Below are 16,649 nucleotides of genomic sequence, written 5' to 3'. Positions count from 1 at the left end.
ACCGCGGGGCGCCGAGGCGCCCCGCGTCTGTTTCAGGCCCGCAGCTTCTCGAGCACCTCGGACCGGAACTCGCGCTGGTACAGCACGTAGACCACGCCGGCGGTGGCGAGCATCAGCGCCCAGGGCGAGAAGAACCAGGCCACCACCGGGAAGGCCAGGTAGTAGCCGCGCAGCCCGTCGTTGAAGGCCTCGGCCGCCATGCCGACGACCGCGCCGGCGCGATCCGCGAATTGCTCGCGCGCCTCGTGCCCCTGTTGCTCGAACTGGCCCGCCTCCGGCGCGGAGGCCACCAGCAGCGCGCCGAAGGTGTACTGCCGCATGCTCCAGGTGAAGCGGAAGAAGGCGTAGACGAAGATGCCGGTCAGCAGCGCCAGCTTGATGTCGAAGACCAGCGTGCTGGTCTTCACCGTGAAGGGCAGCTCCAGCACCATCGCGCTGGTCTGCTCGCTCGCGCCCAGCGCGGCCAGCAGGCCGCCGATGATCAGGATGGTGGTCGACGCGAAGAAGGAGGGACTCGACAGCAGCGCCTGGCTGACCGCGCCGTCCAGCACCCGCATCTCACGGTAGGTCAGCTGCAGCATCCACTGGCGCCGCACCCGGTTCGTGATCGCGAGCAGCGATCCTTGCCCCTCCGCGTGATGCTTGGAGAAATGGGCGTAGGCGATCCAGGTCAGGAAGTACAGGCCCAGCGCGGCCCAATCCAGCAGCGGCAGCGCGGTCAGCAGTTGTCGAAGCGATTGCATCGCGCGAGTGTAGGGGCCGGCCCGGTCCCCGTGCGGGGGCCGGGCCGGCGTTCGGCGGGATCGGGGCGGTGCCTCGATCGGCGGGCTTCAGACCGGCAGGTCGAAGACCAGCACCTCGGCGTCCTCGCCACCCTCCAGCGTGATGGCCGCTTCCTTGGCCAGCTGCAGCGCGTCGCCGGCGCCCAGCGCCTCGCCATTGACGTTCAGCCGGCCGCGCACCACATGCACGTAGGCGAGCCGGTCGGACGCCAGCGGCAGCTCGGCGCGCTCATCGCCGTTGAACAGGCCGGCGTACAGGCGGGCGTCCTGGTGGATCGACACCGAGTCCTGCGCGCCATCTGGCGAGGCGACCAGGCGCAGCCGGCCGCGCTTGTCCGCCTCGGCGAAGTGCTTCTGCTCGTAGCCCGGCGTCACGCCCTGCCGGTCCGGCATCACCCAGATCTGCAGGAAGTGGGTCTCGCCGTCCTTGGAGTGGTTGAACTCGCTGTGCATCACGCCGGTGCCGGCGCTCATGCGCTGCACGTCCCCCGGACGGATCACGCCCGCGTTGGCGCCGCCCGGCTTGCCGTTGCCCATGCTGTCCTGGTGCGCCAACTCGCCGCTCAGCACGTAGCTGATGATCTCCATGTCGCGGTGGCCGTGGGTGCCGAAGCCGGTGCCGCCGGCGATGCGGTCCTCGTTGATCACCCGCAGCGGGCCGAAGCCCATCCGGCGCGGGTTGTAGTAGTCGGCGAACGAGAAGCTGTGGAAGCTCTTGAGCCAGCCGTGATCGGCATAACCGCGGTCCGAGGACTTGATGACTTCACGCATTTGAATGCTCCTTCTCTGGCCTGTGGTGGCGGGCCGTTGTGTTGCGATGGGTTCACTGTAGGGATGCGGGCCTCTGCCGAGGGGGAGGGGGCTTGAAGCCACCATTCAAATAAGATGAAGGAATGTCACAGCAAGACAAACGACGGGTGCTGACGCCGGAGGCGCTGGCCATGATGGACAGCATCGCGCGCAGCGGCAGCTTCGCTGCGGCGGCGCGGGAGATGGGGAAGGTGCCCTCGGCGCTGACCTACTCGGTGCGGCAGCTCGAGGACGCGCTGGACGTGCTGCTGTTCGACCGCAGTTCGCGCCAGGCGGTGCTGACCGCCGCCGGCCATGAGCTGCTGACCGAGGGCCGGCGGCTGCTGCAGGAGATGGACGCGGTCGCCAACCGCGTCAAGCGCGTGGCCACGGGCTGGGAGAGCGAGCTCACCATCGCCTTCGACGACGCGATCGCGCGCCGCGCGATCTTCGACCTGATGGAGACCTTCTATCAGGAGAAGGAGGACGGCAAGCCGCCGCCCACCCGGCTGAAGCTGCGCACCGAGGTGCTGTCCGGCACCTGGGAGGCGCTGATCTCCGGCCAGGCCGACCTGGCCATCGGCACCAGCGCGCAGCCGCCCGGCAGCTCGGTGGTCTGCGAGGTGCTCGGGCCGATGGAGATGGTGTTCTGCGTCGCGCCGCATCATCCGCTGGCGGATTTCGAGGGCGTGCTGACCTCCGCCGAGATCGCGCGCCACCGCATCGTCGCGGTGGCGGACACGGCGCGCAGCCTCGCGCCGATGACGGTGGGCGTGGTCCCCGGGCAGGAGGTGCTGACCGTGCCGTCGATGGCGACCAAGCTGGAAGCCCTGTTGCGCGGCCTCGGCGTGGGCTTCCTGCCGACGCCGATGGTGCGCCGCCACATCGACGCCGGTCGCCTCGTCAAGAAGGAAACCTTCCAGGGAAAGCGGATCTCGCCGATGCATTACGCGTGGCGCAATACCGGTCATCGGCCCGCCAAGGCGCTGGCCTGGTGGCTGGAGCGGCTCAAGAGCGAGGCGACGCGGCGCTCGCTGCTGGAGCAGCATGAGGGGCTGCTGCTGTGAGCGGCATCGGCGGCTCGGACGGCGACGGGGCGGAAGGCGCCCATGCCGGCGTCGATCCTGGTGACCGCCCCTCGGCGGGCCGGTATGTCGGCCGCTTCGCGCCGTCGCCGACCGGTCCGCTGCACGAGGGGTCGCTCGTCGCCGCGCTGGCAAGCTGGCTCGACGCGCGGGCGCATGGCGGGCGCTGGCTGATCCGGATCGAGGATGTCGACGGGCCGCGCTGTCCCGTCGGCGCCGATGCGACGGTGCTGTCGCAGCTCGCCCAGGTGCGGCTGCTACCGGATGCGCCGCCGGTGTGGCAGTCGCGCCGCGGCGAGGCCTACCAGGCGGCGCTCGACCGGCTGGTCGCGGCGGGCTGGGCCTATCCCTGCGGCTGCTCGCGCAAGGACATCGCCGAGGCGATCGCCGCCCGCGGCGGGCAGCGGGAGCGACATGGGGAACTGGTCTATCCGGGGAACTGCCGCGATGGCCTGCAGGGCAAGCCAGCGCGCGCCTGGCGGCTGCGCAGCACGGCCGGCATCGGCCGGGCCGGCGACGGCGACGCGCCGCTGCGCATCACCTGGCAGGACCGCCGGCTCGGCACGCAGTCCCAGGACCTGACCGACGAGGTCGGCGATTTCGTCCTCAAGCGCGCCGACGGGCTGTGGGCCTATCAGTTGGCGGTCGTCGTCGACGACGGCTGGCAGGGGGTGACCGACGTGGTCCGGGGCGAAGACCTCGCCGACAACACGCCTCGGCAGATCCGGCTGCAGGAATTGCTGGGCCTGCCTCGACCGCGCTATCTCCACACGCCGCTGGTGCTGGGCGACAACGGCGAGAAGCTCTCCAAGCAGAACGGCGCCCGGCCGCTGGACCTGGGCGACCCGCTTGCCGCGTTGCGCCGGGCCGGCGACCGGCTCGGCCTGCCGGCCCTGGCGGCGCGGACCCTGCCCGAATGGCTCGAGCGCGCGGTGGCGGCATGGCCGGCACGTCGGCGCTGAAGCGCGGCGGTGGGCAGTCGAGCCGTCGCGTGACCCCGGGTGCGGCCAGGCAGGCCGGCGGCTGGCATGATCACGCCTTTGCGTTCCCGATGTCCGCGGACATCCCCCTCTCAAGGAATCCTTCGATGAAAACGACCGACAGCGGCCTGCAATACGACGACACCACGCCCGGCACCGGCGCCACCGCCCGCGCCGGCCAGGACGTGAAGGTCCATTACACCGGCTGGCTGTTCAAGGACGGCCAGAAAGGCGCCAAGTTCGACTCCAGCAAGGACCGCGGCGAGCCGTTCGAGTTCGAACTCGATGGCGGCATGGTCATCAAGGGATGGGACGAAGGCGTCCAAGGCATGCAGGTCGGCGGGACCCGTGTCCTCGTCATCCCGCCCCAGCTCGGCTACGGCGCGCGCGGCGCGGGCGGCGTGATCCCGCCGAATGCCACCCTGATGTTCGAGGTGGAACTGCTGGGCGTGTCCGGTGGCGCCGAGCCGATCACGCTCAACCAACTCACCAAGACCGCCAGCGGCCTCGAGTTCGAGGACGTCACGACCGGCGAGGGCGCCGTCGCGGAGGCCGGGAAGCGCGTCACCGTGCATTACACCGGCTGGCTCTACAAGGATGGTCAGCGGGGGCGCAAGTTCGATTCGTCCAAGGACCGCAGGGATCCGTTCCGCTTCCACCTCGGGGCCGGGGAGGTCATCAAGGGATGGGATGAGGGCGTGCAGGGCATGAAGGTCGGAGGGACCCGGTTCCTCGTGATTCCGTCGGAACTCGGGTACGGGGCGTATGGCGCCGGCGGCGTGATTCCGCCGCATGCGACGCTGCTGTTCGAAGTGGAACTGCTGGCCGTCTGATCGGTGCTTCCGACGTCCTCTCCCGCTTGCGGGAGAGGGCAGCGGTGAGGGCTGGCGGCGAGGGCAGTCCCGAACCGCAGGGCTTCAAGGCTGAGCGATCGCGAGCAACTCCGCGGCTGCTTTCGCAGTCTCCGCCTCGCTGCCATCGCGCAACGCGATGCGCGGCGCTGTCGCCAGCCCGGGGAAGTGATTGGTCAAGGAGCGCTCATACCCCGGGTCGTAGTGATCCCGCATGAGCTCGCCGAAGACGGCCACCCAGTGGCCCTCCCGCGCCATCGCCTGCCAGCGCTGCACCCGCTCGCGGCCGCGCAGCGCGACCAGCCCGCCGATCAGCGCGTTGAACGCCTCCGGCTCGGCAAGGAAGTGCGCATAGTCCTCCAGCAGCAGCTCGACCCGGCCGGCCTCGGCCATGTCGATCCACACGCAGCGCCCGTGCTGGCGCAGGCGCAGGTGCAGCGGCTCCGGCAACTGGACGCCGCCGATCTTGCGGCTCTCGCTTTCGATGAAGACCGGCCGCGTCGGGTCGAGGCGGACCATCGCCTGCCACAGCGCCGTGTCGAAGGCTTTCTGGCTCGGCTGAGGCTGGTCGGGCAGGGCGCCGAGCACCGATCCGCGGTGACGCGCGAGCGCTTCCAGGTCGAGCACCTGCGCGCCCGCACCTGACAGCGCCTGCAGCAGCCGCGTCTTGCCGGAACCGGTCCGGCCGCACAGCACCACGAAATCGAAGCGCGCCGGCAGCTCGGCCAGCGTCCGGATCACCTCGCCACGGAAGGCCTTGTAGCCACCGACCAGCTGCAGCGACTTGAACCCGATCTGGTTCAGGAACCAGTTCATCGCGCCCGAGCGCTGCCCGCCGCGCCAGCAATAGACCAGCGGCCGCCAATGCTTCTGCATCAGCGCCCGGTTCGCGTCGAGGTGGCCGGCGATGTTGCGCGCCACGATGGCGGCGCCGACCTTGCGCGCCTCCAGCGGGTCCTGCTTGTAGAGCGTGCCGACGATGCGGCGCTCGTCGTTGTCCAGCACCGGCCAGTTCACCGCGCCAGGCAGGCGGTCCTCCGCGAACTCGGCCGGCGAGCGCACGTCGATGACCGTGCTGAAACCGTCGAGCCGCGCGAAGGCCTCGGCCGACGGGATGACGTGGTACTGGCTCATCGCGTCACTGCACCGACAGCGCGTCCAGCAGCTCGCCCTCGATCTGCAGCTGCATCCGGCTCAGCTGCAGCGCCGCGCCGTCGAGCAGGAAGGTGTCCTCGACGCGCTCGCCCAGGGTCGAGACCTTGGCGAGCTGCAGGTTGATGCCGTGCCGCGCCAGCACGCGCGCGATCGCATACAGCAGGCCGGCGCGGTCGGTCGCGCTGACCGACAGCAGCCAGCGCTGCGCCCGCTCGTCAGGGCGAAGCGAGATGCGCGGCGTGAACGGGAAACTCTTCACCCGGCGCGACAGCCGGCCCTTGCGCGGCTCCGGCAGCGGCCCCTGCGCGACCAGCGCCTGGCCGAGCTTGGATTCCACCAGCGCCGTCAGGTCGCGGTGGTGCAGGTCGAGTTCCGGTGCGATGACCTGGAAGGTGTCGAGCGCGTAACCGCTGCGCGTCGTGTGGACCTTGGCGTCCAGGATGTTGAAGCCCGCGCCGTCGAAGTAGCCGCATATCCGCGCGAACAGGTCTTGCTGATCCTTCGCATAGACCAGCACCTGCAGGCCCTCGCCGACCGGCGACGGCCGCGCGCGCACGACCGGCGCCGTGCTCTCGACGTGCCGCCACAGCACCCGGGCATGCCAGGCCAGGTCCGGCGCGTCATGGCGCGCGAAGTAGCTCAGGTCCAGCGTCTTCCACAGCGCGTCCTCGGTGCCCGGCAGCTGCGCCTTCAGCGCGAGCTCCTGCCGCGCTTCCTGCTTGCGGGCCTCGATCTCGGCCGCCATGTTCAGCTTCGCCCCGCCCAGCGCGCGCAGCGTGAGTCGATAGAGGTCCTCGAGCAGCTTGCCCTTCCAGGCGTTCCAGACCTTGGGGCCGGTGCCGCGGATGTCGGCGACGGTGAGCAGGTACAGCGCCGTCAGCGTCCGTTCATCCTTCACCAGCTGCGCGAAGTGCTGGATGACCTCGGGGTCGGACAGGTCCTCCTTCTGGGCGACACGCGACATCGTCAGGTGGTGCTCGACCAGGAACACCACCAGCGCCGCATCCGCCTTGGGCAGGCCGTGCGCGCGGCAGAAACGCCGGGCCTCGTCCGCGCCAAGGTCCGAGTGGTCGCCGCCGCGGCCCTTGGCGATGTCGTGGAACAGCGCCGCGATGTAGAGCAGGGAGGGCCGGTCGAACTGCGCCGCCAGCTGCGAGCAGAACGGGTACTCGTGGGTGTGCTCGGGGATGAAGAAGCGCCGGATGTTCCTCAGCACCATCAGGATGTGCTGGTCCACCGTGTAGACGTGGAACAGGTCGTGCTGCATCTGTCCGACGATGCGTCGGAACACCCACAGGTAGCGCCCCAGCACCGAGGTCTGATTCATCAGCCGGAAGGCATGGGTCTGGCCCTGCGGCTCCTCGAGCACCCGCATGAACATCGCGCGGTTGGCCGGATCGCGCCGGAACGCGCTGTTCATCAGCCCCCGCGCGTTGTAGAGCGCGCGCAGCGTCTTGGCCGACAGCCCCTTGATGCCGGGCGTCTGCTGGTAGATCAGGAAGGTCTCGAGGATCGCATGCGGCTCGCGCTCGTAGAGGTCGTCGGTGGCGATCTCCAGCATGCCGCTGCGTTCCAGGAAGCGCGCGTTGACCGGGCGCAGCTCGTTGTCGCGCGTGCCGTTGATCTGCTCTTCCAGGTTGAGCAGCGTGATCTGGTTCAGCTGCGTCACCGCCTTGGCCGCCCAGTAGTAGCGGCGCATCAGCTTCTCGGACGCGCGCAGCGAGCGGGTCGATTCGTAGCCGAAGCGCTCGGCCACCGCGGTCTGGAGGTCGAAGACCAGCCGGTCCTCGCGCCGCTTCGCCGCCAGGTGCAGCTGGCAGCGGATGCTCTTGAGCACGCCCTCGTTGCGCAGCAGCTGGCGGGCCTCGAAGGGGGTGATCAGGCCCTTGGCCGCCAGCTGCGACCAGGTCCTGCCCAGGCCCGCGCCGCGAGCGATCCAGATCAGCACCTGCAGGTCGCGCAGGCCGCCGGGGCTCTCCTTGCAGTTGGGCTCCAGGGCGTAGGGCGTTTCCTCGTACTTCGTGTGGCGCTGGCGCATCTCCAGCGTCTTGGCGCGCATGAAGGCACGCGGATCGACCGCCTCGCGGAAGGCCTTGTCGAAGCGCTTGACCAGCGATCGCGAGCCGGCCAGCCAACGCGACTCGAGCAGCGCGGTCTGGATGGTGACGTCGCCGGCGGCTTCGTCCAGGCACTCGCGGACGGTGCGCACCGACGAGCCGATCTCCAGTCCGATGTCCCAGCAGGCGGTGATGAAGGCCTCGATCGCCTGCTTCAGCGGTCCTGGCTGGTCCGGCAGGAGGCCGCCCGGCAGCGTGTCGGGCAGCAGCACCAGCACGTCGACATCCGAGTGCGGGAACAGCTCGCCGCGACCGTAGCCGCCGACGGCGACCAGCGCGGCGTCGGGCGCCGCGGCGGCGATGCCCGAATGCGTCCAGAGCGCCTGCAGCGTCCCGTCGACATGCCGGGCCAGCAGGCGCATCAGCCGCGTGGCGGCGGCGACGCTGGCCTTGGCGGCCGCGAAGTCTTCCAGGAGTTGCTGCTTGCTGGCCTTGAAGCGCTGGCGCAGCTCGGCGACGGTCAGCGGGGCGGCCTCAGGGGGCGGCAAGGCCGGCGAAGCACCGACCTCGCCGGGCGTCCTGGCGTTCATGGGCGTTCCGCCGGGATCAGGCCGGGACGGCCTGGGGCGCGACGAAGGCCGGCGGCGGCGGCGTTCCGGCCGATTGCGTCAGGATCTCGAAGCCGGTCTCGGTGACCAGCACCGTGTGTTCCCACTGCGCGGACAGCGAGCGGTCCTTGGTGACGATGGTCCAGCCGTCGCCCATCTCGCGGATCTCGCGCCGGCCGGCATTGATCATCGGCTCGATCGTGAAGACCATGCCCGGCACCAGTTCCTCGAGCGTGCCCGGGCGGCCGTAATGCAGCACCTGCGGCTCCTCGTGGAACTTCTGGCCGATGCCGTGGCCGCAGAACTCGCGCACTACGCTGAAGCCGGCGTTCTCGGCGAAGGTCTGGATCGCATGGCCGATGTCGCCCAGGCGGGCGCCGGGCTTGACCTTCTGGATGCCCTTCCACATCGCGTCGTAGGTGAACGAGCACAGCCGCTTGGCCGCGATCGAGCCCTCGCCGACGACGAACATGCGGCTGGTGTCGCCATGCCAGCCGTCCTTGATGACGGTGACGTCGATGTTGACGATGTCGCCGTTCTTCAGCGGGCGGTCGTTGGGGATGCCGTGGCAGACCTGGTGGTTGATCGAGGTGCAGATCGACTTCGGGTACGGCGTGTAGCCCGGCGGCTGGTAGTTCAGCGGGGCGGGGATGCCTTGCTGGACATTCACGATGTAGTCGTGGGCCAGCTTGTCGAGGTGGTCGGTGGTGACGCCCGGCTTGACGTGCGGCGTCAGCATGTCCAGCACCTCGGACGCCAGACGGCCGGCGATGCGCATGGCGTCGATGTCGGCGCCGGTCTTGATCGTGATGGTCATAAGGCCGGCATTTTAGGCGCTCGGGCATCCCCTCGCAGGGGGCAGGCGCGTTCCCGGTGCGGGGGAACGCGTCATCGGCGCGTCAGCTTGGCGCCGTGCCCGGCCGGGCGGTGCTCACTCGGCCCAGACGATCAGGCCGGTGTAGGCGGTGACCAGCACCACGATGCCGAAGGCGATCCGGTACCAGGCGAAGGGCACGAAGCTGTGGCTGGCGATGTAGCGCAGCAGCCAACGCACGCAGATCCAGGCGCTGACGAACGAGAAGAACAGGCCGACCGCGAACAGCGGGATGTCGCCAGTCGACAGCACCGAGCGCTCCTTGTACAGGCTGTACAGGCCGGCGCCGATCAGCGTCGGGATCGCCAGGAAGAAGCTGAAGTCGGTCGCCGCCTTGCGCGACAGGCCCAGCAGCATGCCGCCGATGATGGTGGCGCCTGAGCGGCTGGTGCCCGGCACCATCGCCAGGCACTGCACCAGGCCGACCTTGAGCGCATCCAGCGGGCTCATGTCGTCGACCTCGTGGATGCGGACGGCGCTCTGCTGGCGGCGCTCCGCCCACAGGATGATCACGCCGCCGATGATGAAGGTGCTGGCCACGACGACCGGCGTGAACAGGTGTTCCTTGATCGCCTTGCCGAACAGCAGGCCCAGGATCACCGCCGGCAGGAAGCCGATCGCGACATTGACGACGAAGCGGCGCGCGCGGACGTCGCTGCCCAGTCCGGCGGCCGTGTCGCGCAGCCGCTGCCAGTAGACGATGATCACCGCCAGGATCGCGCCGGTCTGGATCGCGATGTCGAAGACCTTGCCCCGGGCGTCCTCGAAGCCGCCCAGCAGCGCGCCCGTCAGGATGAGGTGGCCGGTCGACGAGATGGGCAGGAATTCGGTCAGGCCTTCCACGATCCCCATGATCGCGGCCTTGATCAGCAGCACAGTGTCCAAACTACGACTCCAGAATGCCGCCTCGCTCGGGTCCGGAGACGGTCGGCGCGGATCATAGCCCTGCACCGGACAGGGTTTGCCGCAGTGCAGCACCCGCTTGGGCGCTTCCGCGTGAGGAGCGTGTGAGGATGGCGCCTCGGCGGCGTCGCCTCCCCAGGGGACCCCTTGCCAGGGGACGCTTCGCGGGGCGGGAAAGGCGCGCTTGACCGGCTGGAAAGCGCGCCGCTACATTACTGACCGGTTAGTCAGTTAGCAGTCCTCCATCCCCATGCCTCGCGCTCCCGCCAAGACCGACAGCCCGGCGCCGTCCTCCGCCCGACAGCGGCGCAAGGAGGCGCGACCGCAGGAGTTGCTCGAAGCCGCGCTGTCGCTGTTCGTCGAGAAGGGCTTCGCCGCCACCCGTTCGGAGGAGGTGGCCGCCAAGGCGGGGGTCTCCAAGGGAACGCTCTACCTCTACTTCCCCTCCAAGGAGGAGCTCTTCAAGGCGGTGGTGCGGGAGGCTCTCGCCAGCAAGATCGCCGAGGGGAACTCGGAACTCGCCAAGCACCAGGGCTCGATGGCGGACCTGCTGACCTGGATGCTGTGGACCTGGTGGGAGCGTCTGGGGCTGACGCCAGCCGGCGGCATCCACAAGATCATGATGAGCGAGGCCCGCAACTTCCCGGAGCTGGCCGCGTTCTACAACGACGAGGTCATCGAACCCAGCTGCGAGCTGCTGGCCGAAGTGGTGCGCCGGGGCATCGCCTCCGGCGAGTTCCGCGAGGTCGATCCGGATGCGGCGGTGATGGTGCTCATCGGGCCGATGCTGCATCTGGTGCTGCATGAGCACTCGATCGGCGCCGCCGGCGTGACCCACGACCACAAGTGCACGCCGGAGCAGGTGCTGTCGCTGCAGCTCGAGCTGATGTTCGAGGGACTCCTCAACCGCCCGCGCAATCCGGCTCCTGCCCGGTCGCCCGCCTAGAATACCGCCCGCATTCGGCGCGCCAGGGGGCCGCCAGAGGACTGAACATGAACTTCGAACAAGCCCGCTTCAACATGATCGAACAGCAGATCCGGCCATGGGATGTGCTGGATCCCTCGGTGCTGGCCCTGCTGGCCGTGGTCAAGCGCGAGGATTTCGTGCCGGCCGCCTATCGCAACATGGCCTTCACCGATGTCGAGCTGCCGCTGGCCGGCGGGCAGAAGATGCTGCCCCCGCGGGTCGAGGCCCGCTGGATGCAGGAACTGCAGGTCGAGCGCCACGAGAAGGTGCTCGAGATCGGCACCGGCAGCGGCTACATGGCCGCGCTGCTGGGCCACAAGGCGCAGCAGGTCTTCAGTGTCGAGAAGGACCCGGCGCTGGCCGGCGCCGCCCGCGACGCGCTGCGCCGCAACGGCGTGCTGAACGTGACGGTGGTCGAGGGCGACGGCGTCAAGGGCCTGCCCGGCGAGGCGCCGTTCGACGTGATCCTGCTGTCCGGCTCGGTGCCCCAGGCGCCGCAGGCGCTGCTGGACCAGCTCAAGATCGGTGGCCGCATGGGCCTGATCGTCGGCGACGAGCCGGCCATGAGCGCCCGCATCATCACCCGCACCGGCGAGCGCGAATTCACGACGAAGAACCTGTTCGAGACCGTGGTCCAGCGCCTGGACGGTTTCGACACCGGATCGCATTTCACGTTCTGAGCGGACGGCGCGCGGCGGGCCGGGCGCTGGCAGCCCATCGCGCGTTATTGCCGTCACGGTATGCGAAGACTGCAAGTCGTCGCATTTCTTTCGAGACAGGAGGGCGAGGTGATCTATAACCTCGCCCGCGGCACCCGGGCCCGGTCGACGGCGATCGACCGGGCGGGGTGCCCAGGAACTGGACCCCGGCCGCGGCACCCCCGCGGCCGGTCCGCAGTTGGATCGCTCCGAAGAACATCACATCGATACGAGGAAGCCTCATGGCCGCTGAACGCCGTACGTCTCCGACCGCCCGCCTGCCGCGGGTCAAGCTTCTGGCCGCGGCGCTCGCGCTGATGGCTGGGGCGGCCCAGGCACAGAGTCTGCAAGAGCTGTACGACGCGGCCCGCGCCTACGACGCCACCTACCTGGCGGCGCGCGCGACGGCGGAATCGGCGCAATACCGCTACGGCCAGGCCCTGGCGCTGGCGCGTCCCTCGGTCGGCGTCGGCGTCAGCGCGACGCGCTCGGAACTCGATCCGCCCGGCAGCGGCGGCCAGCGCGACCGCTTCGGCAACACGGTCACCAACGCCGGGCTGAATGCCAAGTACGCCGTCTTCAACCGTCCCAACCAGGGCTCCATCGACCAGGCCCGCCTGGGCGTCGATGTGGCCGAGTCGGATCTCGCCACTGCCGAGCAGGACCTGATCGTCCGCGTCGCGCAAGCCTATTTCGACGTGCTGGCGGCCAAGGACACGCTCGCCACCTCGAGTGCCAACAAGGCCGCGATCGCGGAGCAACTGGCTTCGGCCAAGCGCAACTTCGAGGTCGGCACCGCCACCATCACCGATACCCGCGAGGCGCAGGCGCGCTACGACCTGGCGACCGCGCAGGAACTGGCGGCCGACAACGACCTGCGCGTCAAGCGCGTCACCTTGGACCAGCTGGTGGGTCGCGTCGGTGTCGAGCCGCGTCCGCTGGCCGTGCCAGTGGTGCTGCCGCCGGTGGCGCCGTCGACGGTCGATCCCTGGGTCAGCCAGGCCGAGGGCGGTCATCCGGCGATCCGCAAGGCCCAGCTGGGCCTGGACATCGCCCGCTACGAGATCGAACGCGCCAAGGGCGCGCGCCTGCCGACCGTCGACCTGACCGCGCAGCTGGGCGTGCAGCGCTCCACCGGCGAGGGCGTGCAGTACACCGGCAACCTCAAGAACGCGTCGGTCGGCGTGGCGCTGAACATGCCGATCTACAGCGGCGGCGCGATCACCAATCGCATCAAGGAGACGGTCGCGCTGGAGGAGAAGTCCCGCAACGACCTGGACTTCGCCCGCCGCAGTGTCGAGGAAGGCACCAAGCGCGCGTTCTTCGGCGTGCAGTCGCTGCAGGCGCAGGTGAAGGCCTATGAGGCGGCCGAGGCCTCGTCGAAGCTGGCGCTGGAGGCCACCCAACTTGGCTACAAGGTCGGCGTGCGGGTCAACTTGGACGTGCTGAACGCGCAGACCCAGCTCTACACGACGCAGCGCGACCTGGCCAAGGCCCGCTATGACGTGCTGGTGAATGGTCTCAAGCTGCGCCAGGCGTCGGGCCAGCTGCGTCCCGAGGACGTGACCGCGATCAACGCGCTGCTCGCCCGCTGATCGCCGCCCAGCGTCGATGAAGGCCGCCCCTGGGCGGCCTTCGTTCATCTGGCGGCCTGGTGACAGGTCTTGCGTGCCGGACGCGCGACAATCCGCCCCCATGCTGTATGTGATCTCCCCCGCGAAGTCCCTGGACTACGACACCCCGACGCCCGAGGCGCTGGCCGCGTTGGCGGGCCGTCCCCAGTTCGTGCCGCAGGCGGCCGAGTTGATCGGGATCCTCAAGACGAAGACGGTGGCCGACATCGGCGGCCTGATGGACATCTCCGAGGCGCTGGCGACCTTGAATGTGGCGCGCTACCACGCTTGGTCGACCCGCTTCACCGACCGGAACAGCAAGCCGGCCGTGCTCGCATTCAACGGCGACGTGTACGACGGCCTGCAGGCCGCGACGCTGTCGATCGACGACCTGCAATGGGCGCAGCGCCACCTGGCGATCCTCTCGGGGCTCTACGGCGTGCTGCGGCCGCTGGACCGGCTGCAGCCTTACCGGCTCGAAATGGGCACGGCGCTGAAGAACGAGCGCGGCGGCAACCTCTATGCCTTCTGGGGCGACACCATCGCCGAACACCTGAACGCGCAGAGCGCGCAGCTGTCGGCCCCGGTGATCGTGAACTTGGCCTCGCAGGAATACTTCAAGGCCGCCGCACGCAAGGTGCTGAAGCCGCGGGTCATCGAGTGCCAGTTCGAGGACTGGAAGGGTGGTCGCTACAAGATCATCAGCTTCTTCGCCAAGCGCGCCCGCGGCTTGATGGCCCGGTATGCGATCCAGCACCGGATCGGCACGCCAGCGGGGCTGCAGGATTTCGCGGTGGACGGCTACGCCTATGCGCCCGAGGCCAGCGAGCCCGATCGGCTGGTGTTCCGCCGCCGCATCGCCGACTGAGCTGGCACACCGGGATACAGGCAGACACCGCTCACTTTGATACCGTGCGACCATGAGCAATTCGCAATACCTCACGCCGGAACTGCGCGACTGGGTGGCCGCGCAGTTGCGCAATGGCATCACCCGCGAGGCGCTGTACCAGGCCATGCTGACCAGCGGCTGGCAACCCGACATGGCGCAGCAGGCGCTGGCCGAGCACCGGCCCTTCGAGCCGCCGCTGACCTTGCCGGAGTTGCCCGAGCCGGTGGTCGAGCCGGGCTCGCTGCCCGAGCCCGACCTCAGCGACCAGCGCAGCGTGCTGCTGCCCGATGGCCACCGCGTCGAGATCCTGATGGCGCTGCAACGGCCGCGGGTGATCGTGTTCGGCAACCTGCTGAGCGCCCAGGAGTGCGACGCGATGGTGGCCGCGGCCGGTGCACGGCTGGCGCGATCGGAGACCGTGGCGGCCCAGCGGGAGGGCAGCGAGGTCAACTCGGCGCGCACCAGCGAAGGCATGTTCTTCGAGCGCGGGGAGAACGAGGTGGTCGCCCGCATCGAGCGTCGCATCGCGACGCTGCTGAACTGGCCGCTGCGCAACGGCGAGGGCCTGCAGGTGCTGCGCTACCGTGTCGGCGCCGAGTACCAGCCGCATTACGACTACTTCGACCCGCGGCACGCCAGCAGCAAGGCGATCCTGGAGCGCGGCGGCCAGCGCGTCGCGACCCTGGTGATGTACCTGAACACGCCGACGCGTGGTGGCGCGACGGTTTTCCCGGACATCAAGCTCGACGTCATGGCCCAGAAGGGCAATGCGGTCTTCTTCAGCTATGACCGGCCCGATCCCAGCACGCTGACGTTGCATGGCGGCGCGCCGGTCGTCGAGGGCGAGAAGTGGGTCGCCACCAAATGGTTACGTCAGGGCGAGTTCGTTTGACGCGGTCTTGACCGGCGCGCGGCTAGACTCGCCGCTCATTCCCATGAGCGCTGGCCCGCGCGCCGGCGCGCCTCGAAGAAGGACATCCTCATGAAGTCGTTGATCGCCGCCCTGGGCACCGTGCTGCTGAGCACCCTCGCGCAGGCGCAAGGCCAGCCGCAGACGCAGCCCCAGCCGGTCCCGCCGGCCACGGCGCCGATCCCCGCCGCGCATGCCGACATGGCCGCGCCCGCCGCGGCGCCGGCTGCGAAGGCCACGACGCCGGACAAGCCCGCGAAGTCGGCAAAGTCGACCAAGTCCAGCACCCGCCACAAGGCGGCAGGGAAGACCGCTGGCAAGACGACGAAGTCCGGCAGCAAGCAGCACGCCACTGCGAAGAAGTCGGGTGCCAGGAAGTCCGGCACCAAGCAGACGGCGCAGCATGCGTCGTCGTCGGGCAAGACCGGGTCGAAGAAGCTGGCCACGGCCAAGTCGAAGAAGAGCAAGGCGCGCCAGGCTGCCGCCTGAATTCCGGCCCGAGCCTGAGCGTCGAGCGTCGACGCGGACACAAAAAAGCAGCCCTCGGGCTGCTTTCTTGTTTGGCGAAGAGCCGTCGCCGGCTCTGTCGTCGCTCAGACGCGCTTGCGGTACTCGTGGGTCCGCGTGTCGATTTCGATGTTGTCGCCCTGGGCCACGAAGATGGGCACGGGGATCTCGAAACCGGTGGCGATCTTGGCGGGCTTCAGGACCTTGCCCGAGGTGTCGCCCTTGACGGCCGGCTCGGTCCAGGTCACTTCGCGCACGACGCTGGTCGGCAGTTCCACCGAGATCGCCTTGCCGTCGTAGAACACCACTTCCACTTCCATGCCGTCCTGCAGGTAGTTGATGGCGTCGCCCATGTTCTCGGCCTCGACCTCGAACTGGTTGTACTCGGTGTCCATGAACACGTACATCGGGTCGGCGAAGTAGGAGTAGGTGCACTCCTTCTTGTCGAGGATGATCTGGTCCATCTTGTCGTCGGCCTTGAAGACGACTTCGGTACCGGAGTTGTTCAGCAGGCTCTTCAGCTTCATGCGCACCGTCGCGGCATTGCGGCCACCGCGGCTGTATTCGGTCTTCAGCACGACCATGGGGTCCTTGCCGTGCATGATCACGTTGCCGGCGCGAATTTCTTGAGCGATCTTCATGATGATTCCGGGAGATTGGGTCCGGGCACAGTCACTTGGATGCTTGGAGATCCGAACTGTTCCGGCGGTGTGAGGCGCTCCGCGGCGATTCCCGTGGCCGGTGTGTCGGCCCGAGCGGCCTTGCGGACGTTCGCGGGGTCGCGCGTCATGAACGCGAAAAGCCGCGCATTCTAGCTCGAAAGACCCCTCATGCGCCACTTGGGCGCGCGGCAAAGGCCTGGAGCCGGGAGGTCAAATCCGGCTGGACGGCCAATTCCGCACGCCAGGACCGGGCTTGCGTCGCGGCAGCCGGCAGGTCGCGCAGCGCCGCCGCGGCCTCGTCGGACCAGGGGGCGAGTCC

At 69.1% G+C, this 16,649-nt stretch carries 16 protein-coding genes and 1 pseudogene; 10 read left to right on the top strand and 7 right to left on the bottom strand.

Translation table 11 applies throughout. The features are described 5' to 3' along the window. Window positions 1-32: 32 nt before the first annotated feature. Together CS062_RS12890 and CS062_RS12885 are read right to left on the bottom strand one after the other, a co-directional pair. Window positions 33-743: a DUF599 domain-containing protein gene (locus CS062_RS12890; RefSeq protein WP_099862031.1), complete on the bottom strand. Its 711-nt coding sequence runs from the start codon at window positions 741-743 to the stop codon at window positions 33-35. A gap of 87 nt (window positions 744-830) precedes the next feature. Continuing rightward, complete coding sequence (locus CS062_RS12885) at window positions 831-1,553, bottom strand: pirin family protein (protein WP_099862030.1); 723 nt, start codon at window positions 1,551-1,553, stop codon at window positions 831-833. Between the two features lie 122 nt (window positions 1,554-1,675). On the opposite strand from CS062_RS12885, the gene CS062_RS12880 reads away from it, so the two are divergent. The 4 genes and pseudogenes from CS062_RS12880 (at window position 1,676) to CS062_RS26900 (ending at window position 4,469) form a co-directional block, all read left to right on the top strand. Beyond that, window positions 1,676-2,638, top strand: coding sequence for a LysR family transcriptional regulator (locus CS062_RS12880; RefSeq protein ID WP_099862029.1), 963 nt, complete (start codon window positions 1,676-1,678; stop codon window positions 2,636-2,638). Next, complete coding sequence (gluQRS, locus tag CS062_RS12875; protein WP_303645157.1) at window positions 2,635-3,618, top strand: tRNA glutamyl-Q(34) synthetase GluQRS; 984 nt, start codon at window positions 2,635-2,637, stop codon at window positions 3,616-3,618. Before CS062_RS12880 ends, gluQRS begins: the two co-directional genes overlap by 4 nt. Window positions 3,619-3,743: 125 nt before the next feature. After that, window positions 3,744-4,088, top strand: a pseudogene (locus tag CS062_RS26905) (FKBP-type peptidyl-prolyl cis-trans isomerase); the annotation flags it as partial. Then, the gene (locus tag CS062_RS26900; protein WP_233218038.1) at window positions 4,062-4,469 is read left to right on the top strand and encodes an FKBP-type peptidyl-prolyl cis-trans isomerase; all 408 of its coding nucleotides are present in this window, start codon (window positions 4,062-4,064) and stop codon (window positions 4,467-4,469) included. The pseudogene CS062_RS26905 and the gene CS062_RS26900, both read left to right, overlap by 27 nt. An 84-nt stretch (window positions 4,470-4,553) precedes the next feature. Here CS062_RS26900 and mnmH read toward each other — a convergent pair whose 3' ends face one another. The 4 genes from mnmH to CS062_RS12850 all read right to left on the bottom strand — a co-directional run bounded on the left by mnmH (window position 4,554) and on the right by CS062_RS12850 (window position 10,066). Next, on the bottom strand, window positions 4,554-5,621 hold the full coding sequence (gene mnmH, locus CS062_RS12865; protein ID WP_099862028.1) for a tRNA 2-selenouridine(34) synthase MnmH: 1,068 nt from the start codon (window positions 5,619-5,621) through the stop codon (window positions 4,554-4,556). 4 nt (window positions 5,622-5,625) lie between these two features. Further along, the gene (locus CS062_RS12860) at window positions 5,626-8,289 is read right to left on the bottom strand and encodes a [protein-PII] uridylyltransferase (protein ID WP_099862027.1); all 2,664 of its coding nucleotides are present in this window, start codon (window positions 8,287-8,289) and stop codon (window positions 5,626-5,628) included. 16 nt (window positions 8,290-8,305) lie between these two features. After that, the gene (map, locus tag CS062_RS12855) at window positions 8,306-9,124 is read right to left on the bottom strand and encodes a type I methionyl aminopeptidase (protein WP_091733726.1); all 819 of its coding nucleotides are present in this window, start codon (window positions 9,122-9,124) and stop codon (window positions 8,306-8,308) included. Between the two features lie 114 nt (window positions 9,125-9,238). Next, a complete protein-coding gene (locus tag CS062_RS12850; RefSeq protein ID WP_099862026.1) occupies window positions 9,239-10,066 on the bottom strand; it encodes an undecaprenyl-diphosphate phosphatase in 828 nt (275 codons plus the stop codon). A 268-nt stretch (window positions 10,067-10,334) separates the two neighbouring features. Between CS062_RS12850 and CS062_RS12845 the strand changes: the two genes are divergently transcribed. The 6 genes from CS062_RS12845 (at window position 10,335) to CS062_RS12820 (ending at window position 15,650) form a co-directional block, all read left to right on the top strand. After that, window positions 10,335-11,030, top strand: a complete 696-nt coding sequence (locus CS062_RS12845; RefSeq protein WP_099862025.1) for a TetR/AcrR family transcriptional regulator — start codon at window positions 10,335-10,337, stop codon at window positions 11,028-11,030. Window positions 11,031-11,077: 47 nt separating this feature from the next. Beyond that, a complete protein-coding gene (locus CS062_RS12840) occupies window positions 11,078-11,731 on the top strand; it encodes a protein-L-isoaspartate O-methyltransferase family protein (protein ID WP_099862024.1) in 654 nt (217 codons plus the stop codon). A gap of 260 nt (window positions 11,732-11,991) precedes the next feature. Next, the gene (locus CS062_RS12835; protein WP_099862023.1) at window positions 11,992-13,344 is read left to right on the top strand and encodes a TolC family outer membrane protein; all 1,353 of its coding nucleotides are present in this window, start codon (window positions 11,992-11,994) and stop codon (window positions 13,342-13,344) included. Between the two features lie 100 nt (window positions 13,345-13,444). Further along, window positions 13,445-14,230, top strand: a complete 786-nt coding sequence (gene yaaA, locus CS062_RS12830) for a peroxide stress protein YaaA (protein ID WP_099862022.1) — start codon at window positions 13,445-13,447, stop codon at window positions 14,228-14,230. 52 nt (window positions 14,231-14,282) lie between these two features. Continuing rightward, entirely contained in the window at window positions 14,283-15,143 is an 861-nt protein-coding gene (locus CS062_RS12825) for a 2OG-Fe(II) oxygenase (protein WP_099862021.1), read from the top strand. Window positions 15,144-15,233: 90 nt separating this feature from the next. Further along, the gene (locus CS062_RS12820) at window positions 15,234-15,650 is read left to right on the top strand and encodes a hypothetical protein (protein WP_099862020.1); all 417 of its coding nucleotides are present in this window, start codon (window positions 15,234-15,236) and stop codon (window positions 15,648-15,650) included. 104 nt (window positions 15,651-15,754) lie between these two features. On the opposite strand, the gene efp is transcribed toward CS062_RS12820, so the two are convergent. Then, entirely contained in the window at window positions 15,755-16,309 is a 555-nt protein-coding gene (gene efp / locus CS062_RS12815; protein WP_091733741.1) for an elongation factor P, read from the bottom strand. Window positions 16,310-16,649: the final 340 nt, after the last annotated feature.

Origin of the sequence: Roseateles chitinivorans (assembly GCF_002761755.1) — a bacterium.
Classification (GTDB): domain Bacteria; phylum Pseudomonadota; class Gammaproteobacteria; order Burkholderiales; family Burkholderiaceae_C; genus Roseateles; species Roseateles chitinivorans.
This window is presented reverse-complemented; position numbering and strand designations above follow the sequence as displayed.

What these genes read in the sequence shown, in the direction of transcription:
- CS062_RS12890 (WP_099862031.1), bottom strand. Translation starts at nt 743, where the DNA reads ATGCAATCGCTTCGACAACTGCTGACCGCGCTGCCGCTGCTGGATTGG.
- CS062_RS12885 (WP_099862030.1), bottom strand. Translation starts at nt 1,553, where the DNA reads ATGCGTGAAGTCATCAAGTCCTCGGACCGCGGTTATGCCGATCACGGC.
- CS062_RS12880 (WP_099862029.1), top strand. Translation starts at nt 1,676, where the DNA reads ATGTCACAGCAAGACAAACGACGGGTGCTGACGCCGGAGGCGCTGGCC.
- CS062_RS26900 (WP_233218038.1), top strand. Translation starts at nt 4,062, where the DNA reads ATGTTCGAGGTGGAACTGCTGGGCGTGTCCGGTGGCGCCGAGCCGATC.
- mnmH (WP_099862028.1), bottom strand. Translation starts at nt 5,621, where the DNA reads ATGAGCCAGTACCACGTCATCCCGTCGGCCGAGGCCTTCGCGCGGCTC.
- CS062_RS12860 (WP_099862027.1), bottom strand. Translation starts at nt 8,289, where the DNA reads ATGAACGCCAGGACGCCCGGCGAGGTCGGTGCTTCGCCGGCCTTGCCG.
- map (WP_091733726.1), bottom strand. Translation starts at nt 9,124, where the DNA reads ATGACCATCACGATCAAGACCGGCGCCGACATCGACGCCATGCGCATC.
- CS062_RS12845 (WP_099862025.1), top strand. Translation starts at nt 10,335, where the DNA reads ATGCCTCGCGCTCCCGCCAAGACCGACAGCCCGGCGCCGTCCTCCGCC.
- CS062_RS12840 (WP_099862024.1), top strand. Translation starts at nt 11,078, where the DNA reads ATGAACTTCGAACAAGCCCGCTTCAACATGATCGAACAGCAGATCCGG.
- CS062_RS12835 (WP_099862023.1), top strand. Translation starts at nt 11,992, where the DNA reads ATGGCCGCTGAACGCCGTACGTCTCCGACCGCCCGCCTGCCGCGGGTC.
- yaaA (WP_099862022.1), top strand. Translation starts at nt 13,445, where the DNA reads ATGCTGTATGTGATCTCCCCCGCGAAGTCCCTGGACTACGACACCCCG.
- CS062_RS12825 (WP_099862021.1), top strand. Translation starts at nt 14,283, where the DNA reads ATGAGCAATTCGCAATACCTCACGCCGGAACTGCGCGACTGGGTGGCC.
- CS062_RS12820 (WP_099862020.1), top strand. Translation starts at nt 15,234, where the DNA reads ATGAAGTCGTTGATCGCCGCCCTGGGCACCGTGCTGCTGAGCACCCTC.
- efp (WP_091733741.1), bottom strand. Translation starts at nt 16,309, where the DNA reads ATGAAGATCGCTCAAGAAATTCGCGCCGGCAACGTGATCATGCACGGC.